The organism is Variovorax sp. 10N432, from assembly GCF_056394465.1.
The window spans coordinates 200,320-220,892 of the sequence record NZ_JBFTHX010000005.1 but is presented as its reverse complement, the minus strand read 5'-3'; the positions used below and the strand labels follow the sequence as shown (position 1 = coordinate 220,892).

At 69.0% G+C, this 20,573-nt stretch carries 14 protein-coding genes and 2 tRNA genes; 8 read left to right on the top strand and 8 right to left on the bottom strand.

Going from position 1 to position 20,573, the window contains the following annotated elements:
- Positions 1-2: 2 nt before the first annotated feature.
- Together AC1DF3_RS08725 and AC1DF3_RS08720 are read right to left on the bottom strand one after the other, a co-directional pair.
- The gene (locus AC1DF3_RS08725; RefSeq protein ID WP_478139367.1) at positions 3-1,637 is read right to left on the bottom strand and encodes an acyl-CoA dehydrogenase family protein; all 1,635 of its coding nucleotides are present in this window, start codon (positions 1,635-1,637) and stop codon (positions 3-5) included.
- Between the two features lie 33 nt (positions 1,638-1,670).
- A complete protein-coding gene (locus AC1DF3_RS08720; protein ID WP_478139366.1) occupies positions 1,671-2,918 on the bottom strand; it encodes a branched-chain amino acid ABC transporter substrate-binding protein in 1,248 nt (415 codons plus the stop codon).
- A 113-nt stretch (positions 2,919-3,031) separates the two neighbouring features.
- Here AC1DF3_RS08720 and AC1DF3_RS08715 point away from each other — a divergent pair, with 113 nt between their 5' ends.
- On the top strand, positions 3,032-3,691 hold the full coding sequence (locus AC1DF3_RS08715) for a TetR/AcrR family transcriptional regulator (RefSeq protein WP_478139365.1): 660 nt from the start codon (positions 3,032-3,034) through the stop codon (positions 3,689-3,691).
- A 1-nt stretch (position 3,692) separates the two neighbouring features.
- Here the strand turns inward: AC1DF3_RS08715 and AC1DF3_RS08710 are convergent, their stop codons facing one another.
- Positions 3,693-4,163, bottom strand: a complete 471-nt coding sequence (locus tag AC1DF3_RS08710; protein WP_478139364.1) for an Lrp/AsnC family transcriptional regulator — start codon at positions 4,161-4,163, stop codon at positions 3,693-3,695.
- A gap of 91 nt (positions 4,164-4,254) precedes the next feature.
- On the opposite strand from AC1DF3_RS08710, the gene ilvB reads away from it, so the two are divergent.
- On the top strand, positions 4,255-6,057 hold the full coding sequence (ilvB, locus tag AC1DF3_RS08705) for a biosynthetic-type acetolactate synthase large subunit (RefSeq protein WP_478139363.1): 1,803 nt from the start codon (positions 4,255-4,257) through the stop codon (positions 6,055-6,057).
- Here ilvB and AC1DF3_RS08700 read toward each other — a convergent pair.
- From AC1DF3_RS08700 to bktB, 3 genes are all read right to left on the bottom strand, one after another.
- Positions 6,038-11,137, bottom strand: a complete 5,100-nt coding sequence (locus AC1DF3_RS08700; protein WP_478139362.1) for an amino acid adenylation domain-containing protein — start codon at positions 11,135-11,137, stop codon at positions 6,038-6,040. The two genes, ilvB and AC1DF3_RS08700, sit on opposite strands and share 20 nt — an antisense overlap.
- A 231-nt stretch (positions 11,138-11,368) precedes the next feature.
- Positions 11,369-11,444, bottom strand: a tRNA-Lys gene (locus AC1DF3_RS08695).
- A gap of 62 nt (positions 11,445-11,506) precedes the next feature.
- Positions 11,507-12,688, bottom strand: coding sequence for a beta-ketothiolase BktB (gene bktB, locus AC1DF3_RS08690; protein ID WP_286526421.1), 1,182 nt, complete (start codon positions 12,686-12,688; stop codon positions 11,507-11,509).
- A gap of 97 nt (positions 12,689-12,785) precedes the next feature.
- On the opposite strand from bktB, the gene AC1DF3_RS08685 reads away from it, so the two are divergent.
- The 5 genes from AC1DF3_RS08685 to AC1DF3_RS08665 all read left to right on the top strand — a co-directional run bounded on the left by AC1DF3_RS08685 (position 12,786) and on the right by AC1DF3_RS08665 (position 18,254).
- On the top strand, positions 12,786-13,496 hold the full coding sequence (locus AC1DF3_RS08685; RefSeq protein ID WP_478139361.1) for an SDR family NAD(P)-dependent oxidoreductase: 711 nt from the start codon (positions 12,786-12,788) through the stop codon (positions 13,494-13,496).
- A gap of 166 nt (positions 13,497-13,662) precedes the next feature.
- Positions 13,663-15,237, top strand: a complete 1,575-nt coding sequence (locus AC1DF3_RS08680; RefSeq protein ID WP_478139360.1) for an arylsulfatase — start codon at positions 13,663-13,665, stop codon at positions 15,235-15,237.
- 29 nt (positions 15,238-15,266) lie between these two features.
- Positions 15,267-16,742: a DUF1254 domain-containing protein gene (locus AC1DF3_RS08675; RefSeq protein ID WP_478139359.1), complete on the top strand. Its 1,476-nt coding sequence runs from the start codon at positions 15,267-15,269 to the stop codon at positions 16,740-16,742.
- 14 nt (positions 16,743-16,756) lie between these two features.
- Positions 16,757-17,764: an HAD family hydrolase gene (locus AC1DF3_RS08670; RefSeq protein WP_478139358.1), complete on the top strand. Its 1,008-nt coding sequence runs from the start codon at positions 16,757-16,759 to the stop codon at positions 17,762-17,764.
- Positions 17,765-17,780: 16 nt separating this feature from the next.
- Entirely contained in the window at positions 17,781-18,254 is a 474-nt protein-coding gene (locus tag AC1DF3_RS08665) for a YidH family protein (protein WP_286535468.1), read from the top strand.
- 285 nt (positions 18,255-18,539) lie between these two features.
- On the opposite strand, the gene AC1DF3_RS08660 is transcribed toward AC1DF3_RS08665, so the two are convergent.
- Positions 18,540-18,615, bottom strand: a tRNA-Ala gene (locus tag AC1DF3_RS08660).
- A gap of 98 nt (positions 18,616-18,713) precedes the next feature.
- Between AC1DF3_RS08660 and AC1DF3_RS08655 the strand changes: the two genes are divergently transcribed.
- Complete coding sequence (locus tag AC1DF3_RS08655) at positions 18,714-19,580, top strand: alpha/beta hydrolase (RefSeq protein WP_478139357.1); 867 nt, start codon at positions 18,714-18,716, stop codon at positions 19,578-19,580.
- 11 nt (positions 19,581-19,591) lie between these two features.
- On the opposite strand, the gene AC1DF3_RS08650 is transcribed toward AC1DF3_RS08655, so the two are convergent.
- The gene (locus tag AC1DF3_RS08650; protein WP_301805334.1) at positions 19,592-20,569 is read right to left on the bottom strand and encodes a GMP reductase; all 978 of its coding nucleotides are present in this window, start codon (positions 20,567-20,569) and stop codon (positions 19,592-19,594) included.
- Positions 20,570-20,573 lie beyond the last annotated feature (4 nt).

Here is a 20,573-nt window from a genome sequence, read left to right as displayed (position 1 = left end):
CCTCACTGCCAGGCGGCGCGCAGCAGCGCGGCCGGATCGCTGGTGCCCGAGGTGATGCCGGTCACCGGCCCCCAGTCGGGGTCGAAGCGGCTGCCGATGAAGGCGGCCGAGGCCTCGGCGCTCGCGTGCTGCAGCATCAGGCAGGCCTGGGCCGTGAGCACCAGCCGCTGCGTGAAGCGGCGCGCCTGGCGCTCGAGTTCGGCCGGGGGCAGCACGACCGCGTCGCGCAGCGCCTGGGCCTGGGCCCGCAGGCGGCTGTCCTGCGACGCCACTTGCTGCAGATGGTCGAGCACCAGGTGCGCGTCGTCCGGATTGCGCGAGACCGCGCGCAGCACGTCCAGGCTCATCACGTTGCCCGAGCCTTCCCAGATCGAGTTGACCGGCGCTTCGCGGAACAGGCGGCCCATCGGACCGTCTTCCACATAGCCGTTGCCGCCGAAGACCTCCATCGCCTCGCCGGTCAGCGCCACCGCACGCTTGCAGTTCCAGAACTTGGCGGCCGGCGTCACGAGCCGGCGCCAGGCGAGGTCGAAGGGATCGGTCGAGCCGAAGTGCGAGGCCAGGTCCATCGCCAGCAAGGTGGCGGCCTCGGACTCGAGCGCCATGTCGGCGAGCAGATCGGTCATCACGGGCTGCTCGATCAGCGCCTTGCCGAAGGCGTGGCGGTTGCGCGTGTAGTGCAGCGCCTGTGCCAGCGCCTGGCGGATGAAGCCGGCGCTGGCGAGCGCGCAGTCCAGGCGGGTGTAGGTCGCCATCTCGATGATGGTCGGGATGCCGCGGCCCTCGTCGCCGACCCGCACGCCCCAGGCCTCCTTGAACTCGACCTCGCTGCTCGCGTTGGAGCGGTTGCCCACCTTGTCCTTGAGGCGCTGGATCTGGACCGGGTTCTTGCTGCCGTCGGGCCGCCAGCGCGGCACGAAGAAGCAGGTGGACCCCCGCTCCTCGGTCTTGGCGAGCACCAGGTGGCCGTCGCACATCGGGGCCGACATGAACCACTTGTGTCCGGTGATCAGGAACTCGTCGCCCCAGGGGCCCCGGCCCGCCGGCACCGCGCGCGAGGTGTTGGTGCGCACGTCGCTGCCGCCCTGCTTCTCGGTCATGCCCATGCCGACCGTTATCGAGTCCTTCTGCGCGAAGGGCAGGTCGCGCGGATCGTGCACTGTCGCGTTCAGTTTGGGTTGCGTGGCCTCGAACAGCGCCGGATTGAGCCGCATCACCGGGATGCAGGCCTTGGTCATGGTGGTCGGACAGGTCGAGCCGGACTCGATCTGGCTGTGCATGTAGAGCGAGGCGCCGTAGGCGGTCCAGGCCGAGGGGCGCGGGTCGACGAAGGGCAGGTTGGCGATGCCGTTGCGGCGCGCGATGCCCATCATCGTGTGCCACGCAGGATGGAACTTCACGAGGTCGATGCGCTCGCCGATGCGCGAGTGGGTGTGCAGTTCGGGCTCGTGGCGGTTGGCATCCTCGGCGGCGCGGATCGTCGCTTCGCAGCCGTACTCCGCGCCTTGGCGCAGCAGCTCGTCGTCGCGCCAGCCGGCACCGCCGCGCGCCACCGCGCGGCGCAGCGCCGGGTCGCTGGCGTAGAGGTTGTAGTCCTTGAGTTCGGGGACCTGGTTGTCGGGGTGGATGCCTGTCATGGTGTGCCTTTCGGGGGTGAAGGGGGCGCAAGCTCAGCCGCCCGCCGGGCGCTTCATGTGGCAGCTGGTGCCCAGCTCGGCCGCCTTGGCGTCGACCATCGCCACGGGCTTCCAGCCCAGGCCGGTGTTCTCCTGGTCGTGCACCACGGTCTTGCCGTCGACCTTCTCCCAGCTCAGCACGTAGATCGGCTGCTGGGCCTGGTGGTCGGACTTGCGCATCTCGACCGGGCCGTTGAGGCCCTCGAAGCGCATGCCTTCCATCTTCGCGGCCACGGTGGCGGGGTCGGTCGATTTCGTCTCGCGGATCGCCTGCGCCAGCATCAGGATCGCGTTGTGGCCCAGGCCGTTGATGAAGTCCTCGCCGACCTGGCGCTTGAAGCCGCCGAGCAGCGGCCTGGACGCCAGCCGCGGGTCGTTCGGGCTGAAGGCCGAGACCAGCTTGACCCGGCCTTCGCCCGCCGCGCCCATGGCGCCCGGCACGCCGAAGTTGTTGGCGTTGAGCGTGTAGAAGTCGACGCCCAGGCCCGAATCGCGCGCGGCCCGCACGATCAGTGCGAGGTCGGCACCGAAGTCGGCCGTGATCACGGTGTCGGCGCCGGCGCGCTTGATCTTCGCCATGTAGGGCGAGTAGTCCTTGACCTGGCCCAGCGGGTGGAAGTCGTCGCCGACGATCGCGATGTCAGGCCGCTTCTTCGCGAGCGATTCGCGTGCCGCCCTCGAAACCTCCTGCCCGTAGGCGTAGTTCGGGTTCAGCAGGAAGACTTTCTTGATTGCGGGCTGCTTCGCGATGTGGGTGGTCATCGCCTCGATCTTCATGTCGGAATTCGCGTCGGTGCGGAAGTGCCAGAAGCTGCACTGCGCGTTGGTCATCGCCGGGGCCTGCGCGGCGTAGTTCAGATAGACGATCTCCTTGCCCGGATTGCGGCTGTTGTGCTTGTCGATAGCGCCCAGCAGCGCCACGCCGACCGCCGAGGAACTCGCGCCCTGCACCACGTAGCGGATGTCCTGCGCCACGATCGAGTTGAGCAGGCTCAGCGCCTCCTGCGCCGACAGCTTGTTGTCGAAGGCCACGATCTCGAACTTCGTCGGTCCGGCCCAGCCCTCGTCGTTGGCCATCTTCACCGAGTACTGGAAGCTCTTGAGCACATTGAGGCCGAGGCCGGCCATCGGGCCGGACATGGCGTCCAGCGAGGCGATCTTCAGGGTCGAGGCGGGTTGGGCCGAGGCGGTGGCAGCGGCCAGCGCAAGCGCGGCCGAGGCCGCCCGGAGGAAGGTTGTCATGTGTTGCTCGTCTCCCGTTTTTCTGCGTTCCGCGCCGGGCTGCGGCGCTGCTTTCAGCGCTGCAGAATGCCGCCTGTCAGCTCTAAAAATTCTAGGAACAACCGACGCTTCGGGTGTTCGGGTTCCGGTGCAAGGAGGCCAGGATCAAACGCTCACCGACTTCTCCCCCGAGGAGGAAGCCGCGACAGTCGCGCGCACTTCACACTTCCCAAGCCCTGCAGGACGCCTTTGTTCGGCTTTTGGTCGAGCGCGGCTACGCGGGCATCACGATCCGCGAGATCGTCCTGGTGGCCGGCACCGGCCTCGGCAGCTTCTATGAATACTTCGCGAGCAAGGAAGACCTCGCGCGGGTCTGCCTGCACCTGCGCTCCAAGGCGCTGCTGATGGCGCTGCGCGACGCGGCCGAACGCCACGCCGGCCAGCCGATGCGCGAGGTCGTCGACTCGGCGATCGAATCGCAGATCGAGGCGCACCGCGAGCATCCGCTCGAATGGGGCGCCCACTACCTGCTCGAACGACAGCTCTCCGGACCCGACGCCTACCGCAAGATGTACGACCGCTTCGTCGACGAGTGGGGCCAGGCGCTCGCGGCCGCGAGCGACGCGCTGCCGCCCGGCCCGAGGGCGGAGGCGGCACGGGTCTGCCTGACCTTGATCTACGGCCTGATGGCGCAGGCCCACATCGGCGTTCGCGACGCGCCGGACATGCCGGCGATCTCGCGCCAGGCGCGCGGCGCGCTCCACGCCTACCTGGACAGCCTGCGGCCCGACTGACTCAGTGCCCCAGCGGCACGCTGGCTTCCTTCAGCACCCGCAGCACGAAGCTCGACTTGCTGTGGCGGATGCCGGGGATCTTGTAGAGCTTTTCGCGCAGCAGGCGCTCGTAATCGCGCGTGTCGCGCACCGCGATGCGGATGTAGTAGTCGTAGTCGCCCGACACCAGGTAGGCCTCCTGGATCTCGGGAATGGTCGCCAGCACGCGGCCGAATTCGTAGAGTGTCTCGTCGGTATGGCTCTCGAGCGTGAGCTGGACGATCACGAAGTCGTTGTAGCCGAGCTTTGCCGGATCGAGGTCGACCGTGTAGCGCTTGATCACGCCCTGCGATTCGAGCTTCTTGATGCGGGTCCAGCAACTGGTGGCCGAGAGCCCGACCGCGGCGCCGATCTCCTGCAGGGTCTTGCGCGAGTCCTCCCGCAGCTCCCGCAGGATGGCGAGATCGATTCTTTCCGATGAATCTTCGATCAAATCGTCTTTAGTGCGATTGGCTTTCATTGAATGGCGCGAATAAGGCGGAAAAATGAAGCCTATTCTGCGCCAGAGCCGGAAGAATCATGGAATGCAATCCTCCCTGGCCCATTCCCCTCCGCCCGCCGCGCCGGCGCCCTTCGAATCAGCGCGCCTGCGCAATGGCGCCGTCGCGCTGCTCGACACGCTGATCGCCTGTGGCGTCGACACGCTCTTCGGCTACCCCGGCGGTGCCGCGCTGCCTCTGTACGACGCCCTGCACGGCGAGCCGCGCCTGCGGCACATCCTGGTGCGGCACGAACAGGCGGCGGTCCATGCCGCGGAGGGCTATGCGCGCAGCACCGGCCGCGTCGGCGTGGTGCTGGTCACGTCCGGGCCCGGCGTCGGCAACACCATCACTGGCCTGCTCGATGCCATGAGCGATTCGGTGCCGGTGCTGTGCATCAGCGGCCAGGTCGCCAGTTCGGTGATCGGCACCCAGGCCTTCCAGGAGAGCGATGCGCTCGGCATGTCGCGGCCGGTCACCAAGTGGAACCACCAGCCGCGCTGCGCGGACGACATTCCGTCGGTGATCCGCCGGGCACTCGAGATCGCGGCCTCGGGCCGGCCGGGGCCGGTGCTGGTCGATGTGCCGAAGGACGTGCAGTCGGCCTTGCTGCAGCGGCCCGCGCCAACGCAGCCGGCCGCGCCCGCGCGCAAGCCGCGCGCAGCGGTCCTGCCGCCGCCCGATGCCTTGCAGCGCGCGGCCGACCTGATCTCCACCGCGCGCAGGCCGGTGCTGTACGGCGGCGGCGGGCTCGTCAACTCGGGCCCGCAGGCCTGCGCCGCCTTCACGCGCCTGGTGCACCGCCTCGACGCGCCCTGCACGCTGACGCTGATGGGCCTGGGCGCCTTCCCGGGTTCCGATCCCCGCTTCCTCGGCATGCTGGGCATGCATGGCGCGCTGGAGGCCAACCTCGCGATGCACGAGGCCGACCTCGTGGTCTGCGTGGGCGCGCGCTTCGACGACCGCGTGACCGGCAAGCTCGACGAGTTCTGTCCCCTGGCGCGGAAGATCCACATCGACATCGATCCGGGCAGCATCGACAAGGTGGTCAAGGTCGACGTGCCCCTGCCGGGCGACTGCGGCGCGGTGCTCGATGCCTTGCTGGCCCAGCCGGCACTCCACGGCCCGGCACCCGGGCGGCTCGCGCCCTGGTGGCAGCGCATCGCGCGCTGGCGGGCCGAGCGCTGCTTCGACTTCGCGCCGCGCGCCGACGCCATCCTGCCGCAGCAGCTGATGGCGTCGCTGCAGGGCCGGCTGGCCGGCCGCGACGCGATCGTCTCCACCGATGTCGGCCAGCACCAGATGTGGGCCGCGCAGTACCTGCGCTTCGATCGGCCCGGCCGCTGGCTCACCTCGGGCGGCGCCGGCACCATGGGCTACGGCCTGCCGGCGGCCATCGGCGCGCAGATCGCGCATCCGGAGGCGCTGGTCGTGTGCGTGAGCGGCGATGCCTCGGTGCTCATGAACATCCAGGAGCTGTCGACCGCCGTGCAGCATCGCACGCCGGTCAAGCTGGTGCTGTCGAACAACGGCTACATGGGCATGGTGCGGCAGTGGCAGGAACTCAACCACGGCAACCGGCTGAGCCACAGCTGGAACGAGGCGCTGCCCGACTTCGTGGCGCTGGCGAAGGCCTTCGGCTGGGGCGCGCGGCGCGTCACGGCGCCCGCCGAGCTGGACGCGGCGCTGGCCGACTGCCTCGCGAGCGACGGCCCGTTCTTTCTCGACGTTCAGGTGGCGGCCGAGGAGAACTGCTTTCCGATGATGCCGGCCGGCTGCGGGCACCATCGGGTGATGCTCGCGAAGGACCGCTGGTACGAGGACCCGGTCAGGGCAGCCAGTCCCTGAACAGGCGCTTGAACAACCGCCGCCTTGCCTGGTACGGCCGGGGTTGCGCATGGCCGGCCGACGCCGGGGCCGGCGCGGGAATCGCAGCGTTGGCCGCGAGTTGCGCCAGCGATTCGAAGAGCAGCCTTCTAGGCTCCAGTCGGATGCCGCCGAGGCGCAGGAAGTCGATGGCGACGCGGGCGGCCTGGAGGGAGTCGCCGCCGAGATCGAAGAAGTTGTCGGAGCGTGAGATCTCGAACGGCGCCAGGCCCAGCACGCCGCCCCACACGCCCGCAAGGGCGATTTCGGCGGGGGTGGCGGGCTCGTCGCCGCGCCGGGCGGCCGAACGATCCTCCGCCTTCGGCGCCGGGAGCGCCTGCCGGTCGATCTTGCCGTTGGGCAGCAAGGGGAGCGCCGCCAGCGCCACGTAGTGCTGCGGCAGCATGTAGCCGGGCAGCCAGGGCCTCAGGTGCTCCTTGAGCACGCGCGCGTCGAGCGCCCCCTCGCGCAGGACCACGTAGGCCACCAGGCGGATGTCGCCCGGCCGGTCTTCGCGCGCCGTCACGAGGCACTGGGCGATCGAAGGATGGGCCAGCAGGCGGGCCTCGATCTCGCCCGGCTCGATGCGATGGCCGCGCACCTTGACCTGGAAGTCGAGCCGGCCCTGGTGCTCGATCAGGCCGTCGTGCCGCCATCGCCCGCGGTCGCCGGTGCGGTACAGGCGGGCTTGCGGGTCCGGATCGAAGGGATCGGCGATGAAACGCTCGGCGCTGAGTTCGGGCCGGTTCCAATAGCCCAGGGTGACGCCGTCGCCGCCGATGAAGATCTCGCCGGAAACGCCGGGCGGACATGGCCTGTGCTGCGCATCGAGCACGTGGACGCGGGTGTTGGCGATCGGCCGGCCGATCGATATGGCCTGCGCGTCCGGCTGCACCTTCCAGCAGGTGGACCACACCGTGGTCTCGGTGGGGCCATACATGTTCCAGAGCTCGCCGCTTCGCTGCAGGAGTTCGCGGGCCAGGCTCGGGTTCAGGCTCTCGCCGCCGACCAGGGCCTTGAAGGTCGGCGAGCCGCGCCAACCGGCATCGATCAGCATGCGCCAGCTCGCCGGGGTGGCCTGCATCACCGAAGTCCGTGAGCGCTCGATCAACTGTCCGAGTGCGATCCCGTCGGTGGCCTGCTCGCGGGTCGCCAGCACGACAGTGGCGCCGATCGAAAGCGGCAGCAGCAGCTCGAGCACCGCGATGTCGAAGCTCAGCGTGGTGACGGCCAGCACGGCGTCCTGCGCCGTGAGCCCGGGTTCGCGCTGCATCGACAGCAGGAAGTTGACCACCGCCCGATGCGGCACCACCACCCCCTTGGGCTTGCCGGTGGAGCCGGAGGTGTAGATCATGTACGCCGCGTCCCCGGCGCCGGCGTCGCGCTCGGCGTCGGGCGGCAGGGGCGTGTCGGGCTGCGCCATCAGCGCTGCTTCGTCGGCGTCCGGCACCAGCGTCGGCAGTCCGTGCTCGCGCCACCATTCGGCCATGTCCGGCGGGCTCATGAGCAGGCTCAGCCCGGCGTCCAGGGCCATGTCGAGCAGGCGCAGGCGAGGATAGGCCGGGTCCAGCGGCACGTAGGCGGCGCCCGCGGACAGGATCGCGAGCTGCGCAACCACCATGGACGGGCCACGCTCCAGGCACAGGCCGACGCGGCAGCCGCGCTGCACGCCCCTGTGGCGGAGCGCGTGCGCCAGGCGGTGCACGCGCGACCACAGTTCCGGGTAGCCCAGCGCATCGCCCGGAATCTGGAGGATCGCCGTGCCGGCCGACGCGTGTTGCCCCGCGAGCAGGCCGTGCACCGTCATCGCGCGGGGGTAGGCGCTGGCGGTCTGGTTCCACGTCGCCAGCCTGGACAGCTCCAGCGGGTCGGCGGCCGCCAGCTCGTGCAGCGGCCGTTCCGGATCCTGCATGAGCCGGTCCAGCAGATGGAGGTAGCTGTCCAGCAGGGCCTTCGCTGTCGCCGGCGCGAAGAGCTCGGTGGAGTAGGACAAGGCCAGCGAACGCTCGTCCTCGGTCTCGATGGTGAGGGCCAGGTCGAACTGGGTCGCCCCCAGGCTCAGCGGCATGAAGCTCGCGTCCAGGCCTTCGAGCCGGGGAATCTGCCGCGGCGTGTTCAGCACGTTGAACATCGCGCGCACCTCGGGCACCCGGGCGCCGTTGTTGTTGCGCCGCAGGCTGTCGATCACGTGGTCGAAGGGCGCATGCTGGTGGGTGAAGGCCGACAGGCAGGTCTCGCGCACCTGGCAGGCCAGCTCCCGGAAGTTCATCGCGGGCTGCACGTCGCTGCGCAGCATCAGGGTGTTGACCAGCGAGCCCACCAGCGCCTCGGCCTCGACCCGCGTGCGACCCGCGATCGGCGTTCCCACCACGATGTCCTGCTGCGCGCACTGGCGCGCGAGCAGCACCTGGAACGCCGCCAGCAAGGTCATGAAAGGCGTCAGGCCCAGGCGACCGCCGAAGCGATGGACTTCGTGCATCCAGTCATCGGGAATCAACCGTCGAACCTGCTCCCCGCGGCTGGTGCGCCGGCGGGTCACGGCGGAGTCGGCCACCAGGTGCAAGGGAGGCATGCCCGCGAGCTGCTGCAGCCAGTAGCGGGTGTCGCCGGCCAGCGCCTCGGCGTCGGCATGGCCGCGTTGCCAGCTGGCGTAGTCGACGAAGTCGATCGATTGGCGCTGCGCGGGCGCGGGCGCTCCGGCGCAGGCGGCGTTGTAAATCGCCTCGAGGTCGCGCAACAGCACGCCCCATGACCAGTCGTCGCCGATCATGTGGTGCAGCACCAGGACCAGCGCATGGTCCTGGGCGCCGAGTTCGACCAGGATGAAGCGGTGCAGCGGTCCGTGCGCGAGGTCGAAAGGCTCGGCGGCCAGGCGCGCAGCCTGCCGCTCCAGTTCGGTGTCCCGTTCCGGACCGGGGATGGCGCGCAGGTCCAGCCCGACCACGTTCGCCGGCTGCACCGGTCCGATGGTGGCCATCGGTTCGGCGTCCCCCATCGCGAAGGTGGTGCGAAACGCCTCGTGGCGGGCGACGAGCCCGTCGAGCGCCTGACGCAGCGGCGCCGCCTGGAGGGGCCCGCGCAGGCGAAGCGCCTTGCGGACGTGGTACGCGGCACCGTGCGGGTCCATGTCGTGGAACATCCACATGTTGCGCTGCGAGAACGACACCGGCAGCGGCCGGTCGCGCGAGACCGGCACGATCGGGGGATGCCCCGCCGCGGCGCCACCGGACAGCGCCGGTCGATGCGCATCGATCGCCCGGGCCAGGGTCTCGATGGTCGGGTGTTCCAGCACGCTGCGCACCGGCAGTTCGACCTTCAGCGTCGCGCCGATGCGCGAAGCGATCTGCGTCGCCGACAGCGAGTGGCCGCCGAGCTCGAAGAAATTGCTGCGAATGCCGAACCCGGATCGTCCGAGCACCGCCTGCCAGATGTCCATCAGGATGGATTCGGAGGTTGATCGGGGGGGCAGCCGGTCGATCTGCTCGGCGTCGACTCGAACGGCCTGGTCGTGCAGGTCGCGGCGCCTGACCTTGCCGCCCGGGCCGAGCGGAATCGTCTCGAGCACGCGGATTCGCGCCGGGATCTTGAAGTCGGCCACCTGCCCGAACAGCGCGGCCCGCAGCGCCTGTCCCTCGACGGCGTGGCCGGCCGCGGGAACCACGATGGCATGCACGTCCTCGCCGAGTGTCGGGTGCGGCGCGGGGTAGGCCGCCGCCTGGGCGACACCGGGCAGGCGCAGCAGGGCCTGCTCGACGTCGAAGGGCGAGATCTTCTCGCCGCCGCGATTGATCATCTCCTTGCTGCGTCCGGTGAGGAACAGGTCGCCGTCGGCGTCGAAGCGGCCCAGGTCGCCGGTGTGGAACCAGCCGTCGCGAAAGGCTTCCGCATTGGCCTCGGGGTTGTCCTCGTAGCCCTCGAACAGGGCCGGACCGCGCGCCACCACGGCGCCGACCTGCCCGACGGGCAGGCTGTGGCCGTGTCCGTCGATCACGCGCAGCTCGGCGCCGACCGGGCGCCCCACGGAGCCCGGCTTGCGCGGCGCCGGCGGCAGAGGATTGCTCGCCAGCTGGGTGGCCGATTCGGTCATGCCATAGGACTCGATGACCGGCACCCCCCAGAGCTCCTCGACGCGCTGCAGCAACGCCACCGGCATCGGCGAGGAGGCCGAGCGGATCAGGCGCAATGCATGTGCGGGCACGGCCATGCCTTCGCGGGAGGCCTGGTCCGCGATGGCATGGTGGACGGTGGGCGCGGCGGTGTACCAGGTGGGTTCGAACTCGGCCATCCAGTGCATGAAGGCCGTGGCGTCGAAGGCCGGCGCGCAGACCACGGACGATCCGGCCGCGAGCGGCGCGAGCAGGCCGCCGACCAGGCCATGGCTGTGATGGATCGGCATCACGCACAGTGCGCGATCCGCCGGCGCGAGGGCGAGATGCCGCGCGATGCTGCGGGCCGAGCACACGACCTGGCGCTGCCCGAGCGGCACCCGCTTGGCCTTGCCGGTGGTGCCCGAGGTGAACAGCACGAAGGCGGTCTGCGACGGCTCGGGCCAGGGGGCGTTGACGTCCGCCGTGCCTTCCGATGCGCGCGCGAGCCAGTGCGGAAGGTCGAAGTCCAGGGGGGCCAGGTTCAGGGTCCGTGCGAGTCGAGCCGGCACTGCATCGCCGGGCAACCCGACCACAGCGTCGGCGCGCGCATCGGCGAGCAGGGACAGCAATTCGGGCTCGGGCAGCCCCGGGTGGAGCGGGATGCAGGTGGCTTGGGCGCCGATCGCCAGGGTGGCCACGGCCGACTCGATCCCGCTCGGCATGACCACGGCGATGCGCGAGGCCGGCGAGAACCCGTGGCCCGCCAGCCAGGACCGCAGGCTGCGGACGATCTCGAACAGTTCGGCATGGCCGATCGGCCGCCGCCCGGGGGAGAGCAGGGCCGGGGCCAAAGGCTGCGCGAGCGCATGGAGCGCCAACTGGGCGTGGAGGGTCGCGATGCTGTGCTCGATCAAGGCAGATTCACCGGACAGGCCGACGCCACCCAGGGGAACGCAGCGGCGATGCAGAACCATCGCGCGCCCTCGATGCGTTCCGGTGGTTGGCGTTTCCTGGATGTTGACAGCATCAAGACACTCTGCCGCGCCCGGCCTGAACTGTCACTGACATTTGATGGTTCGGCGCGACACTCAGGACACTATTGCGTGATTTTCTTCACGGCCCTTCAGGCCTCTCGATGCATGGCGCACAAAAGAAAACGGCGCTATCGATTAGATAGCGCCGTTCTTTACCAGTGATGGGTTTGCTGGTGGGCCCTGAGTGACTCGAACACTCGACCTACGGATTAAGAGTCCGCTGCTCTACCAACTGAGCTAAGAGCCCCTGAAAAGCATTACTGCTACTCAGGCAATCCCACGATTATAGCCATAACTTTGGCCGCTTCTTCAGGTCCGCTCAAAAATGCAGGCAATCCCTTGGCCGCCGCCGATGCACATCGTCACCAGCGCGTACCTGCCCTGGATGCGCTCGAGCTCGTACAGCGCCTTCACCGTGATCAGCGCGCCCGTGGCGCCGACCGGATGGCCGAGCGAGATGCCAGAGCCGTTGGGGTTCACCTTGGCCGGGTCCAGGCCCAGGTCCTGGGTCACGGCGCAGGCCTGCGCCGCGAAGGCCTCGTTGGCCTCGACCACGTCCATGTCCGAGGCCTTGAGGCCGGCTTTTTCGAGCGCCTTGCGCGAGGCCGGCACCGGACCGATGCCCATGTAGGCCGGGTCGACGCCGGCGAAGGCGTAGGCCACGATACGCGCCATCGGCTTCAGGCCGCGCCGCGCGGCCTCTTCTTTTTCCATCAGCACCACCGCGGCCGCGGCGTCGTTGACACCCGAGGCGTTGCCCGCGGTCACCGTGCCGTTTTCCTTCAGGAAGGCCGGCTTGAGCTTGGCCATGTCTTCGATCTTGGCGTCGTTGCGCACGTGCTCGTCGGTGTCGAAGAGGGTGGTGCCCTTGCGGCTTTCCAGCGCGACCGGGACGATCTGCGACTTGAAGTAGCCGGCCTCGATCGCCTTCTGCGCCCGCTGGTGGCTGGCGAGCGCGGTCTGGTCCTGGGTCTCGCGGCTGATGCCCCACTTCTTGGCGATGTTCTCGGCCGTGATGCCCATGTGGATGGTCTGGAACGGGTCGTGCAGCGCGCCGAGCATCATGTCGACCATCTTGCTGTCGCCCATGCGGGCACCCCAGCGCGCCGTGAGGGACGCGAAGGGCGCCCGGCTCATGCTCTCGGCGCCGCCGCCGACCGCCACCTTGGCATCGCCCAGCTGGATGCTCTGCGCCGCGCTGACGATCGCCTGCAGGCCCGAGCCGCACAGCCGGTTGACTGTCAGCGCGGGGGTTTCCTGGGCGCAGCCGCCTTCGATCGCAGCGACCCGGGCCATGTACATGTCGCGAGGCTCGGTGTTGATGACGTGGCCGAAAACCACGTTCTCGACGTCCTTGCCGTCGACCTTGGCGCGGGCCAGCGCCTCTTTCGTGACCAGGGCGGCGAGCTTGGTGGGCGGAACGTCCTTGAGGCTTCCGCCGAAGGTTCCGATGGCGGTGCGAACGCCGCTGACGACAACCACTTCCTTCATGAATATCTCCTTGCAAACGAAGCGCCGATGATGCCAGCCCGGCCGCCGCCGGGGTGACGCCGGCGTTACGATGCGTTCCCCAACCAGGAGCGTTGCGATGACCGATTCCAGCTTTCCCCGACATGTGGTGGTCACGGGCGCCGCCGGCGCGCTGGGGCGCGCGGTGGTGCAGCAGTTTCTCGGGCAGGGCGCGCGCGTGGCCCTGGTCGACCATCGGCTGGAGCACCTGGCCAGCACCTTCCCGGGGCTGGACAACTCGCAGCACCTGCTGCTCGAAGCGGACGTGACCTCGACCGAGGCCATGACCGGGGCAGGGCAGCGCATCCTGGCCTCCTTCGGCGGGCAGGTCGACGCCCTGGTCCACATCGCCGGCGGCTTCGAGATGGGCGAGCCGGTGCATGCGCTCGGCCGCGCGGCCTGGGACCGCATGATGAACCTCAACGCCTGGTCATTCGTGGCGGTGACGCAGGCGCTGGTGCCCGCGATGATCGAGCGCAAGGCCGGCCGGGTGGTCGCCGTGAGCGCCAAGACCGCCGCCCGCGGCGCTGCCGCCATGGCCGCCTACATCGCCTCCAAGAGCGCGCTGCAGCGCCTGGTCGAGGCCGCCGCGGCGGAACTCGCGCCGCACGGCATCGCCGTCAACAGCATCGCGCCCAGCGTGCTCGACACGCCTGCCAATCGGCAGGCGATGCCGGACGCCGACCCGGGCAAGTGGGTGTCGACCGCGGTGGCGGCGCAGACCGTGGCCTTCCTGGCCTCGCCGGCCGCCGCGGCGCTGCACGGCCAGCACCTGGCGCTGGACGCCTGAGCGGCCCGGCGCCAGGGCGCGCCCTGGGCGGGTTGCACCAAGGGGCAATCGCCGCTTCACCTTGGGACAAGTGCGTTTTGTCCCCGACTTGCGCATGCTGTGGGCACGCTGCGGCGCGGCGGGTTGCCCGCACGCGCCAGCGCACCCCTCACAACCAGGAGTCGACATGGCATCGAAGAAGCCCGCCGCCAGCCCGTCCGGAGCGAAGCCGCCCAATATCCTCGTGATCTGGGGCGACGACATCGGCATCGCCAACCTCAGCTGCTACACGCACGGCCTGATGGGCTACCAGACGCCCAACATCGACCGCATCGCCAGGGAAGGGATGAAGTTCACCGACTCCTACGGCGAGCAGTCCTGCACCGCCGGCCGCTCGTCCTTCATCACCGGCCAGAGCGTCTACCGCACCGGGCTCTCGAAGGTTGGCATCCCGGCCGCACCGATCGGCATGAGCGACAAGATCGTCACCATCGCGGCGCTGCTCAAGACCCGGGGCTATGCCACCGGCCAGTTCGGCAAGAACCACCTGGGCGACCGCAACGAGATGCTGCCGACCAACCACGGCTTCGACGAATTCTTCGGCAACCTCTACCACCTGAACGCCGAGGAAGAGCCGGAGATGTACGACTACTACCCGGAGAAGGACTTCCCCAATTTCAGGAAGAAGAACGGCCCGCGCGGCGTGATCCACTCCTATGCCACCGACAAGGACGACGCGACCGAGGAGCCGCGCTGGGGCCGCGTCGGCAAGCAGAAGATCGAGGACACCGGCCCGCTGACCAAGAAGCGCATGGAGACCTGCGATGACGAATTCGCCGAGGCGGCGAAGGGATTCATCGGCAAGCAGCACGAGGCGGGCAAGCCCTTCTTCGTCTGGCTCAACTTCACGCACATGCACATGTTCACGCACACCAAGCCCGAGAGCCTGGGGCAGGCCGGGCGCTGGCAGTCGCCCTACCACGACACGATGATCGACCACGACAAGAACGTCGGCCAGCTGCTGGACTACCTCGACGAGCTCGGCATCGCCGAAGACACCTTCGTCATGTATTCGACCGACAACGGCCCGCACATGAACAGCTGGCCCGACGGCGCGATGACGCCTTTCCGCAGCGAGAAGAACACCAACTGGGAAGGCGCCTTCCGCATCCCGATGGTGGTGCGCTGGCCCGGCCATGTGCCCGCCGGCAGCGTCTCCAACGGCATCGTCCAGCACCACGACTGGCTGCCGACCTTCCTCGAGATGGCGGGCGAGCCCGACATCGTCGAGAAGTGCAAGAAGGGGGTGCAGGCGATCGGCCGAACGTACAAGAACCACATCGACGGCTTCAGCCTGCTCGGCCACATCACGGGCAAGGAGAAGGAGAGCCCGCGCAAGCTCTTCGTCTACATCAGCGACGACGGCGACATCCTCGGCCTGCGCTACGACAACTGGAAGGTGGTCTTCATGGAGCAGCGGCTGCCCGGCACCATGGCGGTGTGGGCCGAACCCTTCGTCCGGCTGCGCCTGCCGAAGATTTTCAACCTGCGGACCGATCCCTTCGAGCGGGCGGACACGACGTCGAACAGCTACTACGAGTGGTTCCTGTATCACGCCTACATCCTTTATGGCGCCTACGCGATCGCCGACCAGTTCGCCGCCACCTTCAAGGACTTCCCGCCGGTGCAGAAGCCCAATACCTTCACCATCGACGACGCGCTGTCGAAGATGGCCGAAGCCTCCGCGGGCGGCGCCAACTGAGCGCCGGCCGGCGCTTCCGGGACAGCGTCATGAGCCGCCCGGCCCGCCCGCGTGGGTGGACCGGCCGCAGGGCCGGCCCGGGCCTGCCGCGTGGCCGCGCCGAGTGCTTCCCGCTGCAGGCGCTGGCCCTGGCGCCGGCCGTCCCGGGGCCCGACCCCGAGGCCCGGCTCAGCGACGACTACGTGCGCCTGGTGGCGCGCGACGCCTACTTCTGGGCCTGGCCGATCGTCAACGTCTACAACCGGCGCATCGCCCTCGGCCGCCTGCCGCATCCGATGCTGCTGGGCGGGGTGCTGCCGGCCGGACCGGCCAACAGCCTCACGATGCTGACCGACTACGTCGATCCCGCCGGGCGGGCGGTGGCCTGCCCGAACCATGACCTGGTGTGCGGCAGCGGCATCGTCGCCCTGGACCAGTCGCCGGTGGTGCTGCAGGTGCCGGACTTCGGCGATCGCTTCTGGGTTGTCCAGGTGCTGGATTCGCGCACCGACAGCATTGCCGAACTGGGCCTCATGTACGGCTCGCCGCCGGGCTTCTATCTGCTGGTGGGACCGAACTGGGTCGGCACGGTGCCGCCGGGCATCCGCCGGGTGTTCGTCTCGCAGACCCGTACCGGGGTGGTGATTCCGCGCGTGTTCCGCGACGACAGCGTCCCGGACCTGAAGACGGTGCAGCGGCTGATCAGCCAGCTCGGCCTGTACCCGGTGGCGCAGTTCGATGGCCGCATGAAGACGACCGACTGGCGCCAGGTGCCGGTGGTGCCGGCCGCGGCCGGCGGCGGGGACGCGGAAACCCGCTGGGTGGCGCCCGAGACCTTCCTGGCCGACCTGCCCGCCGCGCTGGCCGATGCCAGGCCGCTGCCGGGCGAGTCGGCGCGCTATGCACAGGTGCTCGCGGTGGTGGCTGCCGCCGCCAGGGACGCCCGCCTCAGGCAGGTCTTCGAGCAGGCGGTGGCGGCGGCCGACCGCGAGCTGGTCGAGCCCCTGTTCGAGTTCCGCAGCCATGGCCGCCGGCTGCCGCACCACTGGTCGACGATCGCCAACGGCGCTTGCTTCGGCACCGACTATTTCACCCGCACGGCGGTCGCTAAATCGAACATCTTCGTCAACAAGCCCAACGAGGCGCAGTGCTTCCACCAGGACTTCGACCGCGACGGTGCGCGCCTGTGCGGCAGCGGACGCTACACGGTGACTTTCGCGCAGGGGGCTGTGCCGCCGGTGAAGGGTTTCTGGTCGATGAGCCTCTACAACGGCCGCCATCTTTTCGAGGTCAACGCGCTGGGACGCTATGCGGTGGGCAGCAAGAGCAGGATGCGGTTCGCCGCCGACGGCTCGTTGACCATCCACGTCCAGCCGCAGTCGCCCGGAGCCGAGCACGAGAGCAACTGGCTGCCGGCACCGGCTGGCGAGGCGAGCGAGTTCTCGCTTTCGATCCGCGCCTACTGGCCGGAGTCCGCGCTGCTCGACGGCCGCTGGACGCCGCCGGCCGTGGTCCGCTGCGCATGAAGGAATCCATGATGATGAAGTCCAGATCCTCGGTCACGCGCGCGGCGCGCCGCCTCCTGCTGCTGGCCTGGCTGGTGGCCGCGGCCACTGTGGCGCAGGCGCAGGGTCTGCCTTCCTGGAACGACGGTGCCGCCAAGCAGGCGATCCTGCGTTTCGTGGCCGATGTCACGACCCCGGGCTCGGCGAGCTTCGTGCCGTCGGCCGAGCGCATCGCGGTCTTCGACAACGACGGCACGCTGTGGCTGGAGCAGCCGATCTACGTGCAGTTCGCCTTCGCGCTCGACCGGGTCAAGGCGCTGGCGCCGAAGCATCCCGAATGGAAGACCACGCCGCCTTTCGACGCGATCCTCGGGGGCGACATGAAGGCCTTCGCGGCCTCGGGCGAGAAGGGCCTGATGCAGGTGCTGGCCGCCACCCATGCGGGGATGACGACCGAGGAGTTCTCGCGCACCGTTGCCGACTGGCTCGCGAAGGCCCGCCATCCGCGCTTCAAGCAACCCTACGAGGCACTGGTCTACCAGCCGATGCTGGAGCTGCTCGCCTACCTGCGCGAGAACGGCTTCAAGACTTTCATCGTCTCGGGCGGCGGCGTCGAGTTCATGCGCGTCTTCGCCGAGAAGGTCTACGGCATCCCGCCCGAGCAGGTGGTCGGATCGACCGGGCAGCTGGCCTTCAAGACCGGCGCCGACGGCAAGCCGGTGCTGCTGAAGCTTGCGAAGATCGACCTGGTCGACGACCATGCGGGCAAGCCGGTCGGCATCCAGCGCTTCATCGGCCGGCGCCCGATCTTCGCCTTCGGAAATTCCGACGGCGACCAGCAGATGCTCGAATGGACCGCCGCCGGCGCCGGGCCCCGCTTCATGGGCCTGGTGCATCACACCGACGCCGAGCGCGAGTACGCCTACGACCGGACGTCCGGCGTCGGCAAGCTCGACAAGGCCCTGGACGAAGCCGGCACGCGGGGCTGGACCGTGGTCGACATGAAGCGCGACTGGAACAAGGTGTTTGCGTCGGACAAGTAGCCAAGGAGGTGCGGGCATGGCAGATGACAAGGCGTGGGTCGACCCGGGGGCGGACTTCGATCGGGTCTCGGTCGAACTGTCCTCGCGCCGGACCGGGATGTCGTTCCAGCGCACGCGCATGAGCGCGGAGCGGACCCTGATGTCGGTGATCCGGACATCGTTGTCGCTGATCGGCTTCGGCTTCACGATCTTCCAGGTGTTCCAGAAGCTGCACGACATGCAGGTGGTCAAGAGCAGCATGGCGGCGCGCCGCTTCGGCGAGGCGCTGGTCCTGATCGGGATCGCGATGCTGGTCTCCGGCATTGTCTACCACTGCACCTTCATGGCCGGGCTGCGCGCCGAACGCAAGATGCTGAAGAGCCAGGGGCTGATCCATGCCGAGAGCCAATTCCCGCCGTCGCTGACGCTGGCGGTGGCGCTGCTGCTGTTGCTGCTTGGCTTCCTCGCCATCTCGAGCATGGTGTTCGACATCGGTCCCTTCGGGTCCTGAGGGGGTCCCGATGCGCCGAACGAAGACCGGGTCGACTATGGCGTCGAGCTGCTGCTGGCCGACGGATCGACCTTCCCCGCCCGGGGCGCGTCGCCGACGCGGCCTTCAGCCAGGAGACCGGCACCTTCGGCCAGGCGAGCCGCTCGCTGTCCGACCTGTGGGGTCGGCTGGGCGCGGATCTGGAGCTATGGGGCCGACGTCAGCCTGCCCATCTTCACGCCGGCGCCATCGCCGGCCAGGTGGAGAGCGCCGAGGCGGGGCAGCGCGCGGCCGAAAAGAAAGTGTTGGTGGAGAGGATGAGGATCGAACTCACGACCTCCGCATTGCGAACGCGGCGCTCTCCCAGCTGAGCTACCCCCCCAAACACAAAGAGAATTCTAACCAGAACCGGCCCCGGTTTGCACGGCGGCGTGGCGGCCGTGCCAAGATGCGCGCCTCGCACACCCTGGAGCAGAACCGATGGCCTCGTACGATCCCGCCTGGCTGGACCGCATGTACAACAACCGCGCCCTGGTGCCCGACCATCCGGCCTACTTCGAGCGCTGGGCGGCGGAATCCGCCGCCACCCGCGCCGCGCAGCCTTGCCATGTCGACTTGCGCTACGGCGACGGCGTGGGCGAGACGCTCGACGTCTTTCCGGCGCCGGTGCCCGATGCGCCGGTGCTGGTGTTCATTCACGGCGGCTATTGGCGCGCGCTCGACAAGAGCGAGCATTCATTCATCGCCCGACCCTTCAACGACCGCGGTGTCTGCGTCGTGGTGCCCAACTACGCGCTGTGTCCGGGCACGCCCGGGCAGCCGGTCGGCATCGATGACATCGCGTTGCAGATGGTGCAGGCGCTCGCCTGGACCTGGCGCCACGTCGCGGCGCATGGCGGCGATCCGTTGCGCATCACGGTGTCGGGCCATTCGGCCGGCGGGCACCTGGCGGCGATGCTGCTGGGGTGCGACTGGCAGGCGGTCGCGCCCGATCTGCCGCCGCAACTGGTGCGCAACGCGCTGTCGATCTCGGGCATACACGACCTGCGGCCGCTGCAGCACGCGCCCTTCATCGCCGACACGCTGGGGCTGGACGACGCCCAGGCGCGGCGCCTGAGCCCGGCGCTGTGGCCGGCGCCGGCGCGGGGCCGGCTCTGGGCGGTCGCCGGCGGCGACGAGAGCGAGGAATTCCAGCGCCAGAACGCGCTGATCCGCGATGCCTGGGGTCCGCGGACCGTGCCGGTGTGCGAACTGATGCCCGGGCGCAACCATTTCAGCGTCCTGGATGCGCTGGCCGAGCCGGCGCACCGGCTGCACCAGCTGGCGGCGCAGCTGCTGGAGGCTTGAGCCCGGCCGGCCTACATGAGCAGGTGTTCGCCGGCGTTGTCGCCGCCCAGGGTGACGTAGTTGACCCTGCGGATGTCCATCAGCTTGCGCCCGCCGGCATAGCTGATCGAGCTCTGGATGTCCTGCTCCATCTCGACCAGCGTGTCGGCCAGCTTGCCCTTGATCGGCTCCAGGATGCGCTTGCCCTCGACGTGCTTGTATTCGCCCTTGTTGAAGTCGCTGGCCGAGCCGTAGTACTCCTTGAAGAGGGCGCCGTCGACCTCGACCGTCTTGCCGGGCGACTCTTCATGGCCCGCGAACAGCGAGCCGATCATCACCATCGACGCGCCGAAACGGATGCTCTTGGCGATGTCGCCATGGTCGCGGATGCCGCCGTCGGCAATGATCGGCTTGGTCGCCACGCGGGCGCACCACTTGAGCGCCGACAGCTGCCAGCCGCCGGTGCCGAAGCCGGTCTTGAGCTTGGTGATGCAGACCTTGCCCGGGCCGATGCCGACCTTGGTGGCGTCGGCGCCCCAGTTCTCGAGGTCGATCACGGCCTCGGGTGTGCCGACGTTGCCGGCGATCACGAAGCTCTTGGGCAGCTTCTTCTTGAGGTAGCCGATCATGTTCTTCACGCTGTCGGCATGGCCGTGCGCGATGTCGATCGTGATGTATTCGGGCGTCAGGCCGGCGGCGACCATCTGGTCGACCGTGTCGTAGTCGGGCTTCTTGACGCCCAGCGAGATCGAGGCGAACACGCCCTGGGCGTGCATGTCCTTGACGAACTGGAGGTTGTCCAGGTCGAAGCGGTGCATCACGTAGAAGTAGCCGTTCTTGGCCAGCCAGGTGCAGATGGTCTCGTCGACCACCGTCTTCATGTTGGCCGGCACCGTCGGGATGCGGAAGCTGCGCCCGCCCAGCATGACGCTGGCGTCGCATTCCGAGCGGCTTTCCACCACGCATTTGCGGGGCAGCAAGAGGATGTTGTCGTAGTCGAAAATCTGCATACCA